The following is a 16,367-nucleotide window of genomic DNA, read 5'->3' as shown; positions in this document are numbered from 1 at the left end:
CGCAATCGCCATGCCAGCCAAACAGCGTTTGATTTTCAACCACTTGCGAGTACATGTTGAAGCGTTGGGGCATATGCCCCACCCGCTTCCCCAGTTTCAGTCCTGGGCCAGGCCCTGCAGCCGCCGGTACTGGCGCAGCACGCTGGGCACGTAGCGCTGGGTCTCGGCGTACGGCGGTATCACCCGGCCGTGGCTGAGCACCGCTTCGGGGCCGGCGTTATAGGCGGCCACGGCCAGGGCCACGTCGTTGTCGAACAGCGTCATCAATTGCTTGAGGTAGCGGGCGCCGCCGCGGATGTTCGCCGCCGGGTCGTAGACGTCCGCCACGCCCATCTCCCGCGCGGTCTGGGGCATCAGCTGCATCAGCCCGCCGGCGCCCTTGGGCGAGCGGGCGTTGGGGTTGTAGTGGGACTCGGTGTCGATCACCGCGTGCAGCAAGGCCGCCGGCAACTGGTTGGCCAGCGCCGCCGCCTGCACAGCTTCGGCGAACGGCGGGCTGGCGATCATCTGTGGCAAGGCACTGCTAGCCACGGGCGCGGCGCCCGCCACGGCAGCGGGCTCGTGGATCACCCGTTCGTAATGGCGGCCGGGGCGCAGCACGTTGGACAGCACATAACCGCCCTGGGCATCGCGGGACACGTACATATCGGCCTGGGCCGCGCCGCTCATGGCCAGGCCGGCCAGCAACAGCGTGATGGTGGTTCGCATGGTCGTTCTCCCCTGCTCCGCCCCCCGAAAGTTGGGGGTTATGCCCCAGTGGCAGCGGTTGCAGAGGGGGTACGCAAGGGCCGTGCCCGTTTTACAAGTAGCTGATATTCAAAGGGTTTGCTCATGGCAAGGGGCGTTTGCATGGCAATTGCATCACCCCAGCACCGGTATCCATCCCCATGAGGTCATCATGAAACAGACAAGCCTGCGTGCCCGCGCACGCCACCGCGGCTTTACCCTGCTGGAACTGCTGGTCGTGCTGGTGGTGCTGGGCCTGCTGGCCGGCATCGTCGCACCCAAGTACTTCGCCCAACTGGGGCGCTCGGAAACCAAGGTGGCCAAGGCGCAGATCGAGGGCCTGGGCAAGGCCCTGGACCTGTACCGGCTGGAAGTAGGCCACTACCCGTCCACCGAACAGGGCCTGCAGGCGCTGGTGACGGCGCCCCCGGAGGAAAGCCACTGGACCGGGCCCTATCTGCAGAAAAAGCTGCCCCAAGACCCCTGGGGCCGCAACTACATCTACCGCTACCCCGGCGAAAACAGCGAATACGACCTGATGTCCTTGGGCAAGGACGGCCAACCCGGTGGCGAGGGTGAAAACGCCGAAGTCACCAACTGGCAATAGCGAGGGCCTGCCATGCGTTTTCAACTCAAGGCCCTGAGCAAGGGCGCGGTAGTGTCCCTGGCGGTGGAAGCCAACGCCGCCGCCGACGCGCGGCGCATCGCCGAAGACCAGGGCCTGCGCGTGGTCAGCGTGCGCGCCGAGCACGGCTGGCGGCGCTGGCGGCCCCAGGGCCGGGAGACGTTCAACCTGGTGCTGTTCAGCCAGGAACTGAGCACCCTGCTCAACGCCGGGCTGCCGCTGATTGACGCCCTGGAAAGCCTGGCGGAAAAAGAAGCTGGCGCCCAGGCACGCAAGACCCTGGAGGAAGTGGTGCGCCTGTTATATGAAGGCAAATCCTTCTCCCTGGCCTTGAGCCAACTGCCGACGGTATTCCCCGCGCTGTACGTGGCGCTGGTGCAATCGAGCGAAAAGACCGGCGCGGTCAGCGATGCCCTCACCCGCTATGTGTCCTACCGGCAGCGCATGGACCTGGTGCGGCAGAAGATCGTCAGCGCCTCGATCTACCCGCTGCTGCTGTTGATCGTCGGCGGCGGCGTGGTGCTGTTCCTGATGGGCTACGTGGTGCCGCGCTTCAGCCTGGTGTTCGAAGGCCTGGGGGACAACCTGCCGTGGCTGTCCCAGGTGCTGATGAACACCGGCATGTTCCTGCACGCCCACCAGGGCGAGTTTTGCCTGGCGCTGGCCGCGCTGGTGGTGGTCGTCGCCCTGGGTCAGCGCCAGCCAGCCGTGCGCCGGGCGCTGGGGCGCTTGCTGGAGCAGCTGCCGGCGGTGCACCAGCGCATCGTCATGTATGAACTGGCGCGCTTCTACCGCTCGCTGGGCATCCTGCTGCAGGGCGGCATCCCCATCCTCACCGCCATGGACATGGCCCGCGGCCTGCTGACCGCGCAGTCGTCCCGGCGCCTGGACCAGGCGGCCGCACGGGTGCGCGAAGGCCAGGCGTTGTCTACCGCGCTGGAAGCCAACCAGTTGGTGACGCCAGTGTCACTGCGGCTGCTGCGCGCGGGAGAACAGTCAGGCAACGTCGGGCAGATGATGGAACGCAGCGCGGACTTCTACGACGAAGAAGTGGGCCGCTGGATCGAGTGGTTCGTGCGCTTGTTCGAGCCGTTGCTGATGACCTTCATCGGGCTGCTGATCGGGGTGATCGTGATCTTGATGTATATCCCGATTTTCGAGTTGGCTTCGAGTATTCACTAAGGGTTAATGAACCCAGTCCTCGTAGATCAGCCCCGGCACGCGCGCAAACTCGCGGGTATTGTTGGTCACCAGGGTGCACTGCTCCGCCAAGGCATGGCCGGCAATCGCCGTATCATTCTGGCCAATTGGGGTGCCGGCCTCCGCGAGGTGCCCCTTGATTTCGATGGTCCGATCAATAGCCGCGGCTCCCCACGGCAAAATGGCATCCAGCCGTCTGACGAATTCGTCCACCAGGCCTTTATGCCGGGGCGACGCCTTCTTGCCTATCTGGCCATAGCGCATTTCCGCATAGGTGATGGCGGAAATAACGATTCGATCGTTACGCGTGGCGGCTTCGGTGAGACGCTGGAGCACACAAGCAGGACGCTCACGCATGATGAACGAACAAATGCACGTGTCCAGCATGTAGGTCGTCATAAGGTGAACCTGCCATCATCGTCCATGACGTCGGGCCGCTCTTGCAGGAAGTCATCATCGGCATGGGGCAGTTCTGCAAATGACTGCCACGAAGGCCGCACCGGCCGCAGGGTGATGGTGTCGCCCTCACGGCTGATTTCCAGCTCTCCCACGCCGTCGAAGGCCATGTCATTGGGCAGGCGAATAGCCTGGTTCTTGCCGTTCTTGAAAATGGACACTGTGCGCATGGAGGTGGCCTCGACCTATGTCAGACCTATGCAGTATGGCCGCAAACCCAGGCATATGCAACGCATAGGCTTTCCGCGTTGAGGCCGGACGCGGCCTGACGGCCGCTGCTACGGGATTTGCGTACGCGGTATCCGTAGCAGCGGCCGCCAGGCCGCGTCAGCAGGCGCTGCGATTCTCAAGAAACACCTGCAAATCATTGCACCTTCCTGATCGCCGGCAAGTTCCAGCCGTAGCGCAGCGACAGCATCCGCAGCGCCGTGCACAGGCCGATGCCCAGCCAGGCGCTGAGCTGCGGGTCCAGCCAGGTGAGTTCGCCGCACAGCTGCACCAGCGCGCAGAGCAGCGCCGCCGAGGCGTAGATGTCCTTGCTGAGGATGACTGGCACGCGGCCCAGCAGCACGTCGCGCAGGATGCCGCCGCCGACGGCGCTGACCACGCCGAGCAGAATCGCCAGTTCGATGTCCGGCACCAGGGTGTAGGCCTTGTGCACGCCGAAGGCGGCGAAGAAACCCAGGCCGATGGCGTCGAAGAACAGCGTGGGCTGGGCCAGGCGCAGCAGTTGGGTCTGCAGGCAGCCGGCCAGGGCCACGGCCAGGCCCACCACGGCCAGGTACGCCAGGTTGGTGAGGCCGGCCGGTGGCAGCGCCCCCAGGCACAGGTCGCGGATCACCCCGCCGCCACAGGCGGTGACGAAGGCGATGACCACCACGCCGAACAGGTCCAGGCGCCGGTCGATGGCGGCCAGCGCGCCGCTCAGGGCGAAGACGAAGGTGCCCAGCAGATCGATGTACCAGAATGCTTCAAAGCCCATGCTCGTTCCTTGAATCGGCGATGGGCGCCATGGTGCCAGAAAACCCGCCGGCTGCCCCTGAGCGATTCTCAAGCCGTTGCGCAACGCTGCGCGCCGCGAGCTGCACTTCCAGGCCATCGGCCAGGCGGTAGACGCCGGCCATGACACCACCACTGGGGTCGTTGAGCACCTTGAACCAGGCCTGGTCGAAGGCTGCGCCGAGGTTCTTGCGCAACTGCGCCTCGGTGTCGGGCCGCTCGCCGGCATGGGCGATGGCGCGAATGCCGGCCATGCCCAGGGAGATCAGCGGCCCGGCGATCTTGCCGGCCACGGCGGCGGCGAAGCTGCCGGCGCCACGGGTGGTCATCTGGCCTTGCAACTTGGTGTTGGTGGCCTTGGCCACGTCGGCCAGTCCCTCGGGCGACGCTTCGGCACCTGCGCGTAGGCGCTGCAACAGCGCCGCGTAGGCCGGGACCTTGGTGGTGGGCACCACGTGGGTGAGCTGCTGCAGGTTGGCGCCTTCGAGCACGCCGATGCCCTCCAGGTGCTGGGCGAACTGCTGGTTGGGCAGCTTGTACTGCTCGGCGATGGCCAGCACCTGGGTGGTCATCAGCTGCACATAGAAGTCGGTGGCCTGCACGGCGATGGCGTTGGGCTCGATCTCCACCGCCACCGGGGCCAGCACCCGGCGGTGGTACTGGTCCTGCAGGTAGGCTTCCAGGCGCTTGGCCGAGGCGTCCGGGTCGGTCTTGCTGCCGCTGAGGGTGTACCAGCTCACGCGCATGGACAGCCATTCCTGGGTCCAGTAGCTGTCGAACCAGGGAATGAATACCTCCTCGGTCTGCTCGTAGACGCGCTGGCGCCAGTGCTCCATGGAGCCACGGGCGAACACCCGGGCCTGCTCGCGGGCGTCGCTGGAGCCGCGCAGGATTTGCGCGTCCACCTGCTGCCAGGTGGCCGGGCTGACCGGCGGCGCCTGCAACGCCAGGCGCCCGCCGGCGCAGGCGGTCAGCAGCAGGACAAGGGCAACGACCAGTGCACGCAGGGTCACCACCGCAGCTCCGTATCGGTTCGGGTACAAGGGGTTCTGTTCAGTATAGGGTGGCGCCCGGCCGAACATGGTCGCCGTTACCATCGGGATACGTCGAAGCGGCCAGACAGTGTTATGGTTTTGAAAAAGTGCCTGCCTGGCCCCTGCAATGATCAAGTCCCGTACCTTGTTTGCCCGCCTGTTCACCGTCTCCCTCGGTGCGATCTTCCTTGCCCACGCCCTGACCTATATCTGGATCGTGCACTACCGCATCCCGCCCCCGCCGCGCCTGGGGGTCACGCCGCAGACCGAGACGCCGGCCCTGGCGCTGGCGGCCAGCTCCCACTACCTGCTGGTGTGGCCCAAGGCGATGCTGGCGTTCCAGGGCCTGGCGCTGGTGGGCATCGCCTGGTACATCAGCCGTTCACTGACCCGCCCGCTCAAGCGCTTCAGCCAGGCCGCCGAACCCCTGGGCGACGACCTCGACAGCCAGCCCCTGGCCGAAACAGGCAGCGTCGAGGCCCGCCACGTGGCGGGTTTGCTGAACCGCATGCAACAGGCCATCCGCGACAAGTTCGACGAGCGCCGGCGCATGCTCGGCGCCGTGTCCCACGACCTGCGCACACCGCTGTCGCGGCTCAAGCTGCGCTTGACCCTGGTGGACGACCCTAAGCTTGTGGCCGACATCACCCAGGACATCGACGCCATCGTGAAAGTGCTGGATGCCACCCAGCACTACCTCCACGACAAGCCCCCGTCCTGACACCGTCTCCGTAGCCGCTGCCGCAGGCTGCGCTGGCCCTTTTTCACGCTGCAGAACTTCAGCGCACGCGGGGCCCAGCGCAGCCTGGCGGCAGCGGCTACGCGAAATCCTTTGCACACCGTACCGTCACGGGCCCCGACGCCGCCTGGCGGCAGCTGCTACAGTTAGGGCAACACCTCTTGTGGGGAAAATGCCATGCGTTACAACCTCTTCGCGCGCCAACACAACGAAATCATCCTGACCGCCAGAATTCTGTTGATGATCCTGTTCCTGCTGACCGGCTGGGCCAAGCTCACCGGCTTTGCCGGCACGGTCAGCTACATGGCCTCGCTCGGCGCGCCCGTGCCGGAGGTGGCGGCAGCCATCGCGGTGCTCATGGAGTTCTTCGTCGGCATCCTGTTGGTGCTGGGCTTCTACACCCGCCCGCTGGCCGCGCTGATGGCGCTGTTCGTGCTGGGCACGGCGCTGCTCGGCCACCCGTTCTGGAACATGGAAGGCGCCGAACGCATGGCCAACCAGATCAACTTCTTCAAGAACATCGCCATCATCGGCGGCCTGTTGCTGCTGGTGGTCACCGGCCCTGGCCGCTACTCGGTGGACGGCCACTGACCAGCGTGCAAAAAACGCAGGTTGAAAGTGCCAAAACAGCAATATTGGTAATCGGAAGCGCTGCTTAGACTGCCCGCATCGTCACTGACTGCGGAGCCACCTCATGAGCGCCCTCCTCGCGCCCCCTCACACCCTACTGCCCGAACCGGTGCGGCCAGCCGCCGCGCCAGGCCCGGCGGCCTTCGGCCTGCGCATCGCCACCGGGCTGGTGGGCGTGCTGCTGGCCGTGCTGGTGTCAGGCTTCAACGACGGCGTCACCAAGTTCGCCATGGCCGACATTCGCGGCGCCATGGGCATCGGCCTGGATGACGCCAGCTGGTTGCTGGCCAGCTACGCGGCGACATCGGTGGCCGCCATGGCCTTCGCACCCTGGTGCGCCGCCACCTTCACCTTGCGCCGCTTCACCCTGTGGGCCATGGGCGCCTTCGTGCTGCTGGGCCTGCTGTGCCCGCTGGCGCCCAACTACCCGAGCCTGTTGCTGCTGCGCGTGCTCCAGGGTTTTGCCGGCGGGGCCCTGCCGCCCATGCTGATGTCGGTAGCCCTGCGCTTCCTGCCGCCGGGCATCAAGCTCTACGGCCTGGGCGGCTACGCCCTGACCGCCACTTTCGGGCCCAGCTTCGGCCTGCCGTTGGCCGCCTGGGCGGTGGAGTACCTGGGCTGGCGCTGGGCATTCTGGCAGGTCATCCCCACCACCCTGCTGGCCATGGCCGCCGTGGCCTGGGGCCTGCCCCAGGACCCGCTGCGCCTGGAACGCCTGCGCCAACTGGACTGGCGCGGCCTGCTGCTGGGCCTGCCCGGGCTGATCCTGCTGGTGCTGGGCCTTGAACAGGGCGAGCGCCTGGCCTGGTTCGCCTCCAGCCTGATCCGCGCCCTGGTGGGCGGTGGCCTGGGCCTGCTGGTGCTGTTCTTCATCAATGAATGGTTCCACCCGCTGCCCTTCTTCAAGGTGCAGATGCTGCGCCTGCGCAACCTCAGCCACGCGCTGGTCACCCTGGGCGGCGTGCTGTTCGTGCTGCTGGCGGTGATCATTATCCCGGCCAACTACCTGGCCGGCGTGCAGGGCTACCGGCCGCTGCAGACCGCGCCGGTGCTGCTGTGGGTGGCGCTGCCGCAACTGGTCTCGCTGCCGCTGGTGGTGGCCTTGCTCAACAACCGCGTGGTGGATTGCCGCTGGGTGCTGGCCGCCGGCCTGGGGCTGATGGCGCTGGTGTGTTTGCTCGGCTCGCAGCTCACGGTGGCCTGGCACCGCGGCGACTTCTATCCCTTGCAGATGATCCAGATCATCGCCCAGCCCATGGCGGTGATCCCGCTGCTGATGCTGGCCACCGGCGGCCTGCAACCGGCGGATGGGCCGTTCGCCTCGGCCTGGTTCAACACGGTCAAGGGCTTCGCCGCGGTGGCCGCCGGCAGCACGCTGGAAACCCTGAGCCTGCACCGCCTGCACCTGCACTCGACGATGCTGGTGGACCGCCTGGGCAACCTGTGGCCGGGCGCCACCGGCAGCGAGCTGGCCGCGCGCCTGCACCGCCAGGCCGAAGTGCTCACCGCCGCCGACCTGTACCGGGCCATGGGCCTGCTGGCGCTGTTGCTTATTGTGCTGATTCCGATCCTGCCGACGCGTGTCTACCCGCCACGCGCCGCTTCCTGAACCTTGTGTGGACATTGCCCATGACTGAAATAACCTCCCGAAAAAGCCTGGCCGCCCTGCTGGCCAGTGGCACCGTGCTGGCCGCCGGCGCCGGCTACCTGCTGTGCGCCCAAGGCCCGGTGCAGCGCACCGATGACGCCTTCGTGCAGGCCGACCTGATGCTGGTGGCGCCCAAGGTGGCTGGCATCGTCGACCGCGTCCTGGTGGACGACAACCAGGCCGTCAGCGCCGGCCAGCCGCTGGTGCACATCGACGACCGCGACTACCGCAACGCCCTGCAAGCTGCGCAGGCAGCCCTGACCGCCGCCCAGGCCCGCGCCGAGGACGCCCGGGCGACGCTGCTGCGCCAGCAGGCCATGGTTGACCAGGCGCGCGCGGTGCTCGACGCCGACAGCGCCCAGGTAGCCTTTGCCGAGCACGAACAGCAGCGCTACCAGGCCCTGGCCGGCCAGGGCGCGGGCACCGTGCAGCGCTTCCAGCAGGCCCAGGCGCGCCTGCGCAGCGTGCGCGCCGTGGCTGCCGAACACCGCGCGGCGGTGGCCGCCGTGCTCAAGCAGACCGACGTGCTGCAGGCCCAGCAGGCCACGGCCCAGGCCCTGGTGCGACAAGCGCAAAGCCAGGTCGAGCGCGCGCAACTGGACCTCAGCTACACCGACCTGCGCGCCCCCCAGGCCGGCGAAGTGGGCCGGCGCAGCGTGCGCGTGGGCAGCTACGTCAAGCCCGGCGACCCGCTGCTGGCCGTGGTGCCGCGCAGCCAGGCCTATGTAGTGGCCAACTTCCAGGAAAACCAGCTCACCGAGGTGGTGCCCGGCCAGCGCGCCGACATTGCCGTGGACACCTTCCCCGGCCACGCCCTGCACGGCCACGTCGACAGTATCGCCCCGGCTACGGGCGTGACCTTTGCCGCCATTGCCCCGGACAACGCCACCGGCAACTTCACCAAGGTAGTGCAGCGCATCCCGGTGAAAATCGTCCTCGATGCCGACCAGCCGCTGGCCCAGCGCCTGCGGGTGGGCATGTCAGTGGAGGCACGCATCGACACCGGCGACACCCAGGCCAAGGTAGGTGCCCGATGAGCCGCCGTTCGCTTGCCCTGCTGGTACTGGTGACAGTGCTGCAAGGCTGCACCCAGGGCCCGGACTTCAAGCGCCCGGCGGCGGATTTGCCGCAACACTGGCGCGCCGCTGGCGGTGAAGTCGACCCGCACTGGTGGGACAGCTTCAACGACCCGCAACTGTCGGCGCTGATCGCCCAGGCCCGGGCCGGCAACCTGGACCTCGCCATCGCCGCCAGCCACGTCCGCCAGAGCCAGGCCCTGCGCGCCACGGTGGCGGCCGGGCGCCTGCCCAGCGTCGATGCCAGCGCCAGTTACCAGCGGGCGCGCAACAGCCAGGATGGCCTGATGGACATTTCCGGCTACGACGGCACGCGCGCCTACAGCGTCTGGAACGCAGGCCTTGCCATCAGCTGGGAGGCCGACCTGTGGGGCCGCGTGCGCCGCAGCGTCGAGGCTGCCGACGCCAGCGTGCAGGCGGTGCAGGAACAGCAGCACGGCGTGCAACTGGCGATCGTGGCCCTGACCGCGCGCGACTACATTGAATTGCGCGGCAGCCAAAGCGCCCTGCAGGCCACCCGCGACAACCTTGCCATTGCTCGCCACAGCCTGGCCCTGACCCAGGCCCAACGCGCCCAAGGCGTGGCCACCGACCTGCAGGTGGCACAGGCCCAGGCCCTGACCGCGGCCATCGAGGCGCGCTTGCCGGCCCTGGAACAACGCGAAAGCCTGCTGATCAACGCCCTGAGCCTGTTGATCGGCCAGGCCCCGGACACCCTCAAGGCGCAACTCGGTGCACCGGCGCCCGTGCCCCACGGCCCGGCCCAGGTGCCGGCCGGGCTGCCCAGCGAACTGGCCGAGCGGCGCCCGGACATCCGCGAGGCCGAGGCGCAGCTGCACGCCGCCACCGCCGCCATCGGCGTGGCCCAGGCCGACTTTTACCCGCGCATTACCCTGGGCGCCGACGTCGGCCTGCAGGCCATGCAGCTGGCGAACCTGGGCAACTGGGCCTCGCGCAGTTTTGCTGCAGGCCCGGGGGTGAGCCTGCCGGTGTTCGAGGGCGGCCGGTTGCAAGGGGCGCTGCGCCTGAGCGAAGGTCGCCAACAGGAAGCGGCCATCGTATACCGCAAGACCGTGCTCGGCGCCTGGCATGAGGTGGCCGACGCGCTGTCCGCCTACCAGGCCGAACAACGCCGCCAGGCAAGCCTTGGGCAAGCCGTGGCCGCCAGCCAGCGTGCCCTGCGCAGCGCCCAGCTGCAGTACGCCCAGGGCAGTGTCGATTTCCTCAACGTGTTGACCGTGCAGGCCACGCTGCTGGACAACCAGGCAGCCCAGGTGGCCAGCAGCGCCCAAGTGTCATTGGCGCTGGTGGACCTGTACCGCAGCCTGGGCGGTGGCTGGCAGGCTACGGCGCCGGCTCGGCCAGGTGCTTGAGCGCGCGCCGCAGCCAGCGGTGCGCGGGGTCGTTGTCCAGGCGCGGGTGCCAGGCCTGGACAATCTCCACGCTGGGCAGCGCCACCGGCAGCGCGAAGGCTTGCAACGGCAGGCCCAGGCGTTCCAGTGTAGGTAGCATGTTCACCGGCATGATCGGCAACAGCAGGTCGGATTCGGCCACCGCGAACAGCGCGCTGTGGAAGGTGGGCGTGATGTACGCCACCCGCCTGCTCAGGCCGTGGGCCTGCAACGCGTCGTCCAGCGGCCCGCGTGCCAGGCCGCGGCGCGACACGGTGACGTGGTCGTGGGCGACGAAGCTGTGCAGGTCCAGCCGCTGCTGGAAGATCGGGTGGCCGCGCCGGGCCAGGCCGACAAACTCGGTGTCGAACAGGCGCTGTACCTTGATGTCGGGGCCGAACGCGCGCCGCGAGCCGATCATCAGGTCGATGCTGCCCTGGTTGAGCGGGTCGTGGTCCAGGTCGCTTTCCGGCACGAAGCGCAGCACGCAGCGCGGGCATTGTTCGCGCAGCAACTCGCGCAAGGCGCTGCCGTAAGCGCCGATGTACACGTCGTTGGCACGCAGGCTAAAGGTGCGCTCCAGGGTAGCCAGGTCCAGGCCCTGGCTCTGCTGGAACACCCCGCGGGCCAGTTCCACCGCGCCGCGCACCTGCTGCTGCAGGGCCAGGGCCTTGGGCGTGGGCACCAGGCCGCGCTGGGAGCGGACGAAAATCGGGTCGTCGAAGGCCTCGCGAATCCTTCCAAGGATGCGGCTGGTGGCGGGTGCGCTGAGGTTCAGGCGCCGCGCGGCGCCGGCTACCGAGCCTTCTTCGAGCAGGATATCGAGCGCGTACAACAGGTTCAGGTCAGGATTTTTCATGGCCCGAAGCATAAGAGCACCAGTAGCCTCCCGGCAATCCGTGGCTGCAACGGTCCTGTGGGAGCTGGCTTGCCAGCGAGCTGTTGAGGCCAGCAAAACTCGCTGGCAAGCCAGCTCCCACAAAAGCAATCGCTGCTACAGCAGTGCGAAGCGGTAGCTGACGATCAGGCGGTTCTCATCCTGGCTGCGCTGGCCGGTCACTTCGGTGCGGAACGCGGCGTTCAGCCAGCTGAAGCCCAGGCCCTTGAACCGGCCCTGGTTGACCACGTAGTTCAGCGCAACGTCGCGCTCCCACTCACCGCCGGTGCTGGCCGCCTGCACGTGGTCGCCGTTGAGGTAGACCACCGAGGCGCTCAGCCCCGACAGGCCCAGGCCGGCGAAGTCGTAGCTGTACTGGGCCAGCCAGGTGCGCTCGCCGGCGTGCTGAAAGCGGCCAATCTGGCGGCTGGTGATCAGGTACGGGGCGTTGCCGTCGCCCTGGTTGATGAACGGGAAGTCGCTGCTGCCGTTGACGCGCTGGTACCCCGCCGCCAGCGACTGGCTGCCCAGGGTGTAGGTGAACAGCGCGCTCCAGGTGCGGTTGTCGACCTCGCCGTTGCTGCCCACCGCGCCACTGGATTTGTAGCCGGCCAACCGCCCGGCCGCGCTGGCGTTCTCGCCCTGGCTGCTGCTGATGAAGCCGCGCAGGTCGGTCTGCAAGGTGCCGCGCGGCAGCTTGGTGCTGTGGGTCAGGCCCACGAAATGCTGGTCGTAGAAGTCGTCGAGGTTGGCGAAGTAGTACTGCGCGGTGGTGTGCGGGTCCAGCCGGTAGTCGGCGCCAGCGTAGTAGAAGGCGTTGCTGCGCTGGCCGGTAAGGCTGTTGGCGCCGGCGATCGACAGCGACGCCTGGTTGCTGGAGTTGCGGCCCTTCACCGAGGTGATCTTGCCGCCAATGAGGGTCAGGTTGTCGAACTCGCGGCTGGTTACCTGGGTGCCCTGGAACGTCTGCGGCAGCAGGCGCCCGTCGTTGATGCCGATCACCGGCAGGTGCGGCTGCAGGGTGCCATGGCGAATCTCGGTCTTCGAGAAGCGCAGCTTGGCGGTCAGGCCCAGGCTGGCGAAGTCGTTCACCGCGCGGCCGTCGCTCTCACTGGGGAAGACAATGCCGCCGCCGCTGCTGCCGCTGTTGTAGGCCTGGCCCTTGCCCGAGTCCAGGCGCAGGCCGAGCATGCCCAGGGCGTCGAGGCCCAAGCCCAGCGGGCCGTCGGTGAAGCCCGAGGTGTAATTGAGGATGAAGCCCTGGCCCCACTCCTGCTGCTTGGACGGGGTGGCCGTGCCGCTGCGGTTGTCGTTGTTGATGAAGAAGTTGCGCAGGGTCAGGTCGGCCTTGCTGTCATCGAGGAAACCATCGGCCCACAGGGGCTGGCTGAACAAAGCGGCGCTGAGGGCCAGGGGGAAGGCTTGACGGTACATCGGACGTCCTTGGTGGGGTCAGGGACGGCGGAGTGTAGGAATGTACGTTTTGGTTCAAAAATACGGAGTTGGCCTATGGATATGCCGGGCGGGGTCATAAGTGCCTAGGGAAAAGGCATATGCTGGTGGTGCGTGGCTTTGGGTAAAGCTTTATGGATCAAGAGGTTGGAAGGTTAAATTAATCTTCATTGTGGGAGCTGGCTTGCCAGCGAGCTGTTGAGGCTCAAAAGCTCGCTGGCAAGCCAGCTCCCACCTGTGCACGTCACACGGGAAAATGGCTTGCCAGAAAGCGCAGCAAATGCCCGTTGACGATGTCGGGCTGTTCGCTCTGTATCCAGTGCCCGCAGGCCTTGACGATGTGCTGCTCCAGGCGTGGCACCCGTTTGGGCATGCGCAGCAACGTGTGCGCCTCCAGCACGCCGACTGGATCCAGGTCGCCCAGCAGGAACAGCGCCGGCTGCTCGACGCAGGCTTCGGCCAGGGCTTCGGTGCGCTGCCAGTTGCGTTCGAAATTGCGGTACCAGTTCAGCGCGCCATGGAAGCCGCGGCCGGCGAAGGTTTGCACGTACACCTCGAACGCCTCGGCGCTGCACCAGGGCGGCAGCCGGTCGGGCTGGTTGATGCCGTCGAACAGCGTGGCGCTGGCGGGCTTGTGCTTGAGGATCAGGTCGCCGTTGGCGCCGCCCTGCATGAACATGCGCAGGGTGTGGGCGATGTCGGCGTCCAGCTCGGCCTCGGCCACCCCCGGGTTCTGGAAATACAGGATGTAGTTGAAACGGTCCTTGAAGTGCGCGCGTATCAGCTCTATCGCCGGCTGCTTTGGCCGCCCGGCGTAGGGCACCGACAGGGCCACCACCGCCTGCACCCGCTCAGGTTCCAGCAGCGCCAGGTGCCAAGCCACCGGCGCGCCCCAGTCGTGGCCCACCACGCACACCTGGCGCTGGCCCAGCAGGTCCATGGCGCCCTGGATGTCGGCGCACAGGGTCAACAGGTCGTAGGCCTCCACCGCCTGGGGCGCGGAGCTGGCGCCGTAGCCGCGCATCTCCGGCACCCACACCTGGTAACCTGCGGCCACCAGCGGCGCGATCTGCGCCCGCCACGAGTACCAGCACTCGGGGAAACCGTGCAGCAGCCACACCGGCCGGCCGTGTTCGGGCCCGGCGACGTGCACGCTCAGGGTGATGCCGTTGACCGCCAGGGTGCGTTGTTGTGTGGCCTTCATCGTCCATGCTCGTCTGAACCTTTCACCTACCCTAGCAAAGCCCGGCCACAACGCTAACCATCATTGATGGACGCTATGCTCGCGCTGCTGTCGGCGAAATTGCCCGGGCGGCAGGCCCTGGGTCTGGCGGAAGCGCCGCGAAAAGTACGCTTCGTCGCTGAAACCGCAGCGCTGGGCGACGTGGCTGATGGGCTCGTCGCTGTTGAGCAGATGGGTGCGCGCCAGGCGCATGCGCCGCTCCAGCACCAGTTCGCTGAAGGTGCTGCCGGTGTCCTTGCGCAGCAGGTGGGTGAGGTAGTTGGGCGACAGGAACGCCGCGGCGGCCGCGTCCTTCAAGGTCAGCTCCGGGTTGGCGATGTGCTCGCGAATATAGGCCGTCACCCGCGCCAGCGCGTCGCGGCGGCCGCGCCGTGCGGCCTTGTCGCTGGCCAGTTGCTGCAACGCCGGGGCGAAGCGCTGGCTGACCAGGCCAATCAGTTGCAACAGCCCGGCCCGCAGCAAGGTGGTGGTGCCGAAGTCACGGGTGCGGTCCAGCTCGCGCAGGCGCAGCAGCAAGGCCTGGACCTCGGCAAAGGCGCCGTCGTCGAGAATGAAATCCAGGTGTTCCTGGCACTGGAACGGCGCCAGCTCGGGGGCCTGGCCCAGGGGCACGTCCTCCAGGTCCAGCGGGTCGCAGGCCAGGTGCGGCAGCAGGAAACCCTGGGCGAAGTTGATGAGCATGAAGTTGCCGTGCTCGGGGTGCGGGATCAGGTGCAGGCGGTGCGGCAGGATAAAGCTCAGGGCGTTGCGCGGGAACGGCCGCACCGCGCCGCCGATGTGCTGCACGGTGTCGCCGCCCAGGTTGACCTGGATCTGGAAGTATTCGTGGCGGTGCGGCGAGGTCAGCGCCTCGCGCTCCTGCTTGTCGCGGATGTAGAAATCCTCGCGGTTGCTGCGCTGCTGCATGCCGTAGGTGGGCACGCGGGACAGGGACGACATGGCAGCAACCTCGAAAGCCGGAAAGACGCCGCCAGTCTAAAGCGCGGCGCGGCGGCTGTCAGCGCTGGCCGATGCGCAAGGCGAACTGGGCGACACCGTCGATGCCGGCGCTGACCTGGTCGCCGGGCTGCAAGGCGCCGACGCCGGCCGGGGTGCCGGTGAAGATCAGGTCGCCGGGCTGCAGCGCCACCGATTGCGACAGGTAGGCGATCACGTCCGGCACCGCCCAGATCTGGTCCGCCAGGTCGCCGCGCTGGCGCTCCTCGCCGTTCACCGTGAGCCAGATGGCGCCGCTGGCCGGGTGGCCCAGGGTGCTGGCCGGGATCAACGCGGTGCACGGCGCCGACTCGTCGAAGCCCTTGGCCCAGTCCCACGGCCGGCCCTGCTTCTTGGCCTGGGCCTGCAGGTCGCGGCGGGTCAGGTCCAGGCCCACGCCATAGCCCCACACATGCGCCAGGGCCTGCTCGGGGGCGATGTCGACGCCGCCCTCGGCGATAGCCACCACCAGTTCCACCTCATGGTGCAGGTCGGCGGTCAGCGGCGGGTAGGCGATCACGCCCTCGGCCGGCACCACGGCGTCGGCGGGCTTGCAGAAGAAGAACGGTGGCTCGCGGTCCGGGTCATGGCCCATTTCCCGCGCGTGCTCGGAATAATTGCGGCCCACGCAGAACACCCGGCGCACGGGGAAACGGCGGCTGTCGCCGGCAATGGCGACGCTGGCGGCGGGCGGTGGGGCAATCACGTACTCGGTCATGGAGGGGCTCCTGATGGCAAAGGCAGGCCTGCAGTGTGCCCGCTCGCAACGGTGCCTGGCTTGGACAGCGCCGCGCGGATTATGGACAGCGCAACGCAATGGCGCATACTTTCCCTGTAGCGTCACCACAAGGAGTACCCATGAGCGATCACGACGACAACGTCATTCCTCTGCGCCGCACCAAGGTGTTCGAGGACGACGGCAGCGAACCGGCACTGCTCGACGAGGTCATGCGCCGCCTGATGGTGCAGACCTTCGCCGGCACCGACATCGACTGCGCCGCCATCCACACCCAGGGCCAGTACCGCCAGGCCCTGGCGTACATGATCCAGGGCATCCTCAACGGCCCCAACCCGGGCGACAACCTGCTGGCCTTCGCCCTCAAAACCATTCACATGTCCGGCGAGGAATTCGCCAAGCTCGACGGCTACGGCCCCAAGCTGTGCGCCCAGGCCCTGCTGGACATGGGCAACGGCGTGCCCGGCTCGGTGGAGAAGATGCAGCGGGTGCGGCGCATCCTGCGCAGCGGCCTGCACCCGGTGGGCCCGGACGATACCCCTTCCCAGCCCTGAGCGGCG

General features: G+C 67.6%; 18 protein-coding genes. 8 read left to right on the top strand and 10 right to left on the bottom strand.

Annotation, left to right across the window (positions count from 1 at the left end; translation table 11 throughout):
• Nucleotides 1-96 precede the first annotated feature (96 nt).
• Nucleotides 97-708, bottom strand: coding sequence for a lytic transglycosylase domain-containing protein (locus ACWKWX_RS21390; protein ID WP_416424393.1), 612 nt, complete (start codon nt 706-708; stop codon nt 97-99).
• A gap of 190 nt (nt 709-898) precedes the next feature.
• On the opposite strand from ACWKWX_RS21390, the gene gspG reads away from it, so the two are divergent.
• Together gspG and ACWKWX_RS21380 are read left to right on the top strand one after the other, a co-directional pair.
• On the top strand, nt 899-1,333 hold the full coding sequence (gene gspG, locus ACWKWX_RS21385; RefSeq protein ID WP_416424394.1) for a type II secretion system major pseudopilin GspG: 435 nt from the start codon (nt 899-901) through the stop codon (nt 1,331-1,333).
• A gap of 12 nt (nt 1,334-1,345) precedes the next feature.
• Entirely contained in the window at nt 1,346-2,533 is a 1,188-nt protein-coding gene (locus ACWKWX_RS21380; RefSeq protein WP_416424395.1) for a type II secretion system F family protein, read from the top strand.
• A 3-nt stretch (nt 2,534-2,536) separates the two neighbouring features.
• Here ACWKWX_RS21380 and ACWKWX_RS21375 read toward each other — a convergent pair whose 3' ends face one another.
• From ACWKWX_RS21375 to ACWKWX_RS21360, 4 genes are all read right to left on the bottom strand, one after another.
• Nucleotides 2,537-2,950, bottom strand: a complete 414-nt coding sequence (locus tag ACWKWX_RS21375; RefSeq protein ID WP_483828846.1) for a type II toxin-antitoxin system VapC family toxin — start codon at nt 2,948-2,950, stop codon at nt 2,537-2,539.
• Complete coding sequence (vapB, locus tag ACWKWX_RS21370) at nt 2,947-3,177, bottom strand: type II toxin-antitoxin system VapB family antitoxin (RefSeq protein WP_473002254.1); 231 nt, start codon at nt 3,175-3,177, stop codon at nt 2,947-2,949. The genes ACWKWX_RS21375 and vapB overlap by 4 nt, the downstream gene beginning before the upstream one ends.
• 194 nt (nt 3,178-3,371) lie before the next feature.
• Nucleotides 3,372-3,989, bottom strand: a complete 618-nt coding sequence (locus ACWKWX_RS21365) for a trimeric intracellular cation channel family protein (RefSeq protein ID WP_473002255.1) — start codon at nt 3,987-3,989, stop codon at nt 3,372-3,374.
• Nucleotides 3,979-5,019, bottom strand: coding sequence for a hypothetical protein (locus ACWKWX_RS21360; protein ID WP_416424399.1), 1,041 nt, complete (start codon nt 5,017-5,019; stop codon nt 3,979-3,981). The genes ACWKWX_RS21365 and ACWKWX_RS21360 overlap by 11 nt, the downstream gene beginning before the upstream one ends.
• Before the next feature lie 148 nt (nt 5,020-5,167).
• Between ACWKWX_RS21360 and ACWKWX_RS21355 the strand changes: the two genes are divergently transcribed.
• The 5 genes from ACWKWX_RS21355 to ACWKWX_RS21335 all read left to right on the top strand — a co-directional run bounded on the left by ACWKWX_RS21355 (nt 5,168) and on the right by ACWKWX_RS21335 (nt 10,506).
• Complete coding sequence (locus tag ACWKWX_RS21355) at nt 5,168-5,761, top strand: HAMP domain-containing protein (RefSeq protein WP_483828845.1); 594 nt, start codon at nt 5,168-5,170, stop codon at nt 5,759-5,761.
• A 195-nt stretch (nt 5,762-5,956) separates the two neighbouring features.
• The gene (locus ACWKWX_RS21350) at nt 5,957-6,370 is read left to right on the top strand and encodes a DoxX family protein (RefSeq protein ID WP_473002258.1); all 414 of its coding nucleotides are present in this window, start codon (nt 5,957-5,959) and stop codon (nt 6,368-6,370) included.
• Nucleotides 6,371-6,473: 103 nt separating this feature from the next.
• Complete coding sequence (locus tag ACWKWX_RS21345; RefSeq protein ID WP_483828844.1) at nt 6,474-8,018, top strand: MFS transporter; 1,545 nt, start codon at nt 6,474-6,476, stop codon at nt 8,016-8,018.
• A 20-nt stretch (nt 8,019-8,038) separates the two neighbouring features.
• Nucleotides 8,039-9,094, top strand: coding sequence for an HlyD family secretion protein (locus ACWKWX_RS21340; protein WP_483828843.1), 1,056 nt, complete (start codon nt 8,039-8,041; stop codon nt 9,092-9,094).
• The gene (locus tag ACWKWX_RS21335; RefSeq protein WP_483828842.1) at nt 9,091-10,506 is read left to right on the top strand and encodes an efflux transporter outer membrane subunit; all 1,416 of its coding nucleotides are present in this window, start codon (nt 9,091-9,093) and stop codon (nt 10,504-10,506) included. The genes ACWKWX_RS21340 and ACWKWX_RS21335 overlap by 4 nt, the downstream gene beginning before the upstream one ends.
• Here ACWKWX_RS21335 and ACWKWX_RS21330 read toward each other — a convergent pair.
• From ACWKWX_RS21330 to ACWKWX_RS21310, 5 genes are all read right to left on the bottom strand, one after another.
• Complete coding sequence (locus ACWKWX_RS21330; RefSeq protein ID WP_473002262.1) at nt 10,478-11,383, bottom strand: LysR family transcriptional regulator; 906 nt, start codon at nt 11,381-11,383, stop codon at nt 10,478-10,480. The two genes, ACWKWX_RS21335 and ACWKWX_RS21330, sit on opposite strands and share 29 nt — an antisense overlap.
• Nucleotides 11,384-11,518: 135 nt before the next feature.
• On the bottom strand, nt 11,519-12,835 hold the full coding sequence (locus tag ACWKWX_RS21325; protein ID WP_483828841.1) for an OprD family porin: 1,317 nt from the start codon (nt 12,833-12,835) through the stop codon (nt 11,519-11,521).
• A 262-nt stretch (nt 12,836-13,097) separates the two neighbouring features.
• Complete coding sequence (locus ACWKWX_RS21320) at nt 13,098-14,057, bottom strand: alpha/beta fold hydrolase (RefSeq protein ID WP_483828840.1); 960 nt, start codon at nt 14,055-14,057, stop codon at nt 13,098-13,100.
• Nucleotides 14,058-14,117: 60 nt separating this feature from the next.
• On the bottom strand, nt 14,118-15,035 hold the full coding sequence (locus tag ACWKWX_RS21315) for a helix-turn-helix transcriptional regulator (RefSeq protein WP_483828839.1): 918 nt from the start codon (nt 15,033-15,035) through the stop codon (nt 14,118-14,120).
• Nucleotides 15,036-15,093: 58 nt separating this feature from the next.
• Nucleotides 15,094-15,789 carry a fumarylacetoacetate hydrolase family protein gene (locus ACWKWX_RS21310; RefSeq protein ID WP_483828838.1) on the bottom strand — a complete coding sequence of 232 codons (696 nt, stop codon included), beginning with the start codon at nt 15,787-15,789 and terminating at the stop codon, nt 15,094-15,096.
• 140 nt (nt 15,790-15,929) lie between these two features.
• On the opposite strand from ACWKWX_RS21310, the gene ACWKWX_RS21305 reads away from it, so the two are divergent.
• Nucleotides 15,930-16,361, top strand: coding sequence for a hypothetical protein (locus ACWKWX_RS21305; RefSeq protein WP_483828837.1), 432 nt, complete (start codon nt 15,930-15,932; stop codon nt 16,359-16,361).
• Nucleotides 16,362-16,367: the final 6 nt, after the last annotated feature.

It is taken from the genome of Pseudomonas imperatae (assembly GCF_057128625.1).
The sequence above is the reverse complement of the archived record's forward strand: the minus strand, read 5'-3'. Positions and strand labels throughout refer to the sequence as shown.

Excerpts from the sequence above, each read along its gene's own strand:
- ACWKWX_RS21310 (WP_483828838.1), bottom strand. The coding sequence starts at position 15,789 with ATGACCGAGTACGTGATTGCCCCACCGCCCGCCGCCAGCGTCGCCATT.
- gspG (WP_416424394.1), top strand. The coding sequence starts at position 899 with ATGAAACAGACAAGCCTGCGTGCCCGCGCACGCCACCGCGGCTTTACC.
- ACWKWX_RS21325 (WP_483828841.1), bottom strand. The coding sequence starts at position 12,835 with ATGTACCGTCAAGCCTTCCCCCTGGCCCTCAGCGCCGCTTTGTTCAGC.
- ACWKWX_RS21340 (WP_483828843.1), top strand. The coding sequence starts at position 8,039 with ATGACTGAAATAACCTCCCGAAAAAGCCTGGCCGCCCTGCTGGCCAGT.
- ACWKWX_RS21365 (WP_473002255.1), bottom strand. The coding sequence starts at position 3,989 with ATGGGCTTTGAAGCATTCTGGTACATCGATCTGCTGGGCACCTTCGTC.
- ACWKWX_RS21330 (WP_473002262.1), bottom strand. The coding sequence starts at position 11,383 with ATGAAAAATCCTGACCTGAACCTGTTGTACGCGCTCGATATCCTGCTC.
- ACWKWX_RS21350 (WP_473002258.1), top strand. The coding sequence starts at position 5,957 with ATGCGTTACAACCTCTTCGCGCGCCAACACAACGAAATCATCCTGACC.
- ACWKWX_RS21355 (WP_483828845.1), top strand. The coding sequence starts at position 5,168 with ATGATCAAGTCCCGTACCTTGTTTGCCCGCCTGTTCACCGTCTCCCTC.
- ACWKWX_RS21345 (WP_483828844.1), top strand. The coding sequence starts at position 6,474 with ATGAGCGCCCTCCTCGCGCCCCCTCACACCCTACTGCCCGAACCGGTG.
- ACWKWX_RS21375 (WP_483828846.1), bottom strand. The coding sequence starts at position 2,950 with ATGACGACCTACATGCTGGACACGTGCATTTGTTCGTTCATCATGCGT.
- vapB (WP_473002254.1), bottom strand. The coding sequence starts at position 3,177 with ATGCGCACAGTGTCCATTTTCAAGAACGGCAAGAACCAGGCTATTCGC.
- ACWKWX_RS21320 (WP_483828840.1), bottom strand. The coding sequence starts at position 14,057 with ATGAAGGCCACACAACAACGCACCCTGGCGGTCAACGGCATCACCCTG.
- ACWKWX_RS21380 (WP_416424395.1), top strand. The coding sequence starts at position 1,346 with ATGCGTTTTCAACTCAAGGCCCTGAGCAAGGGCGCGGTAGTGTCCCTG.
- ACWKWX_RS21315 (WP_483828839.1), bottom strand. The coding sequence starts at position 15,035 with ATGTCGTCCCTGTCCCGCGTGCCCACCTACGGCATGCAGCAGCGCAGC.
- ACWKWX_RS21305 (WP_483828837.1), top strand. The coding sequence starts at position 15,930 with ATGAGCGATCACGACGACAACGTCATTCCTCTGCGCCGCACCAAGGTG.
- ACWKWX_RS21390 (WP_416424393.1), bottom strand. The coding sequence starts at position 708 with ATGCGAACCACCATCACGCTGTTGCTGGCCGGCCTGGCCATGAGCGGC.
- ACWKWX_RS21335 (WP_483828842.1), top strand. The coding sequence starts at position 9,091 with ATGAGCCGCCGTTCGCTTGCCCTGCTGGTACTGGTGACAGTGCTGCAA.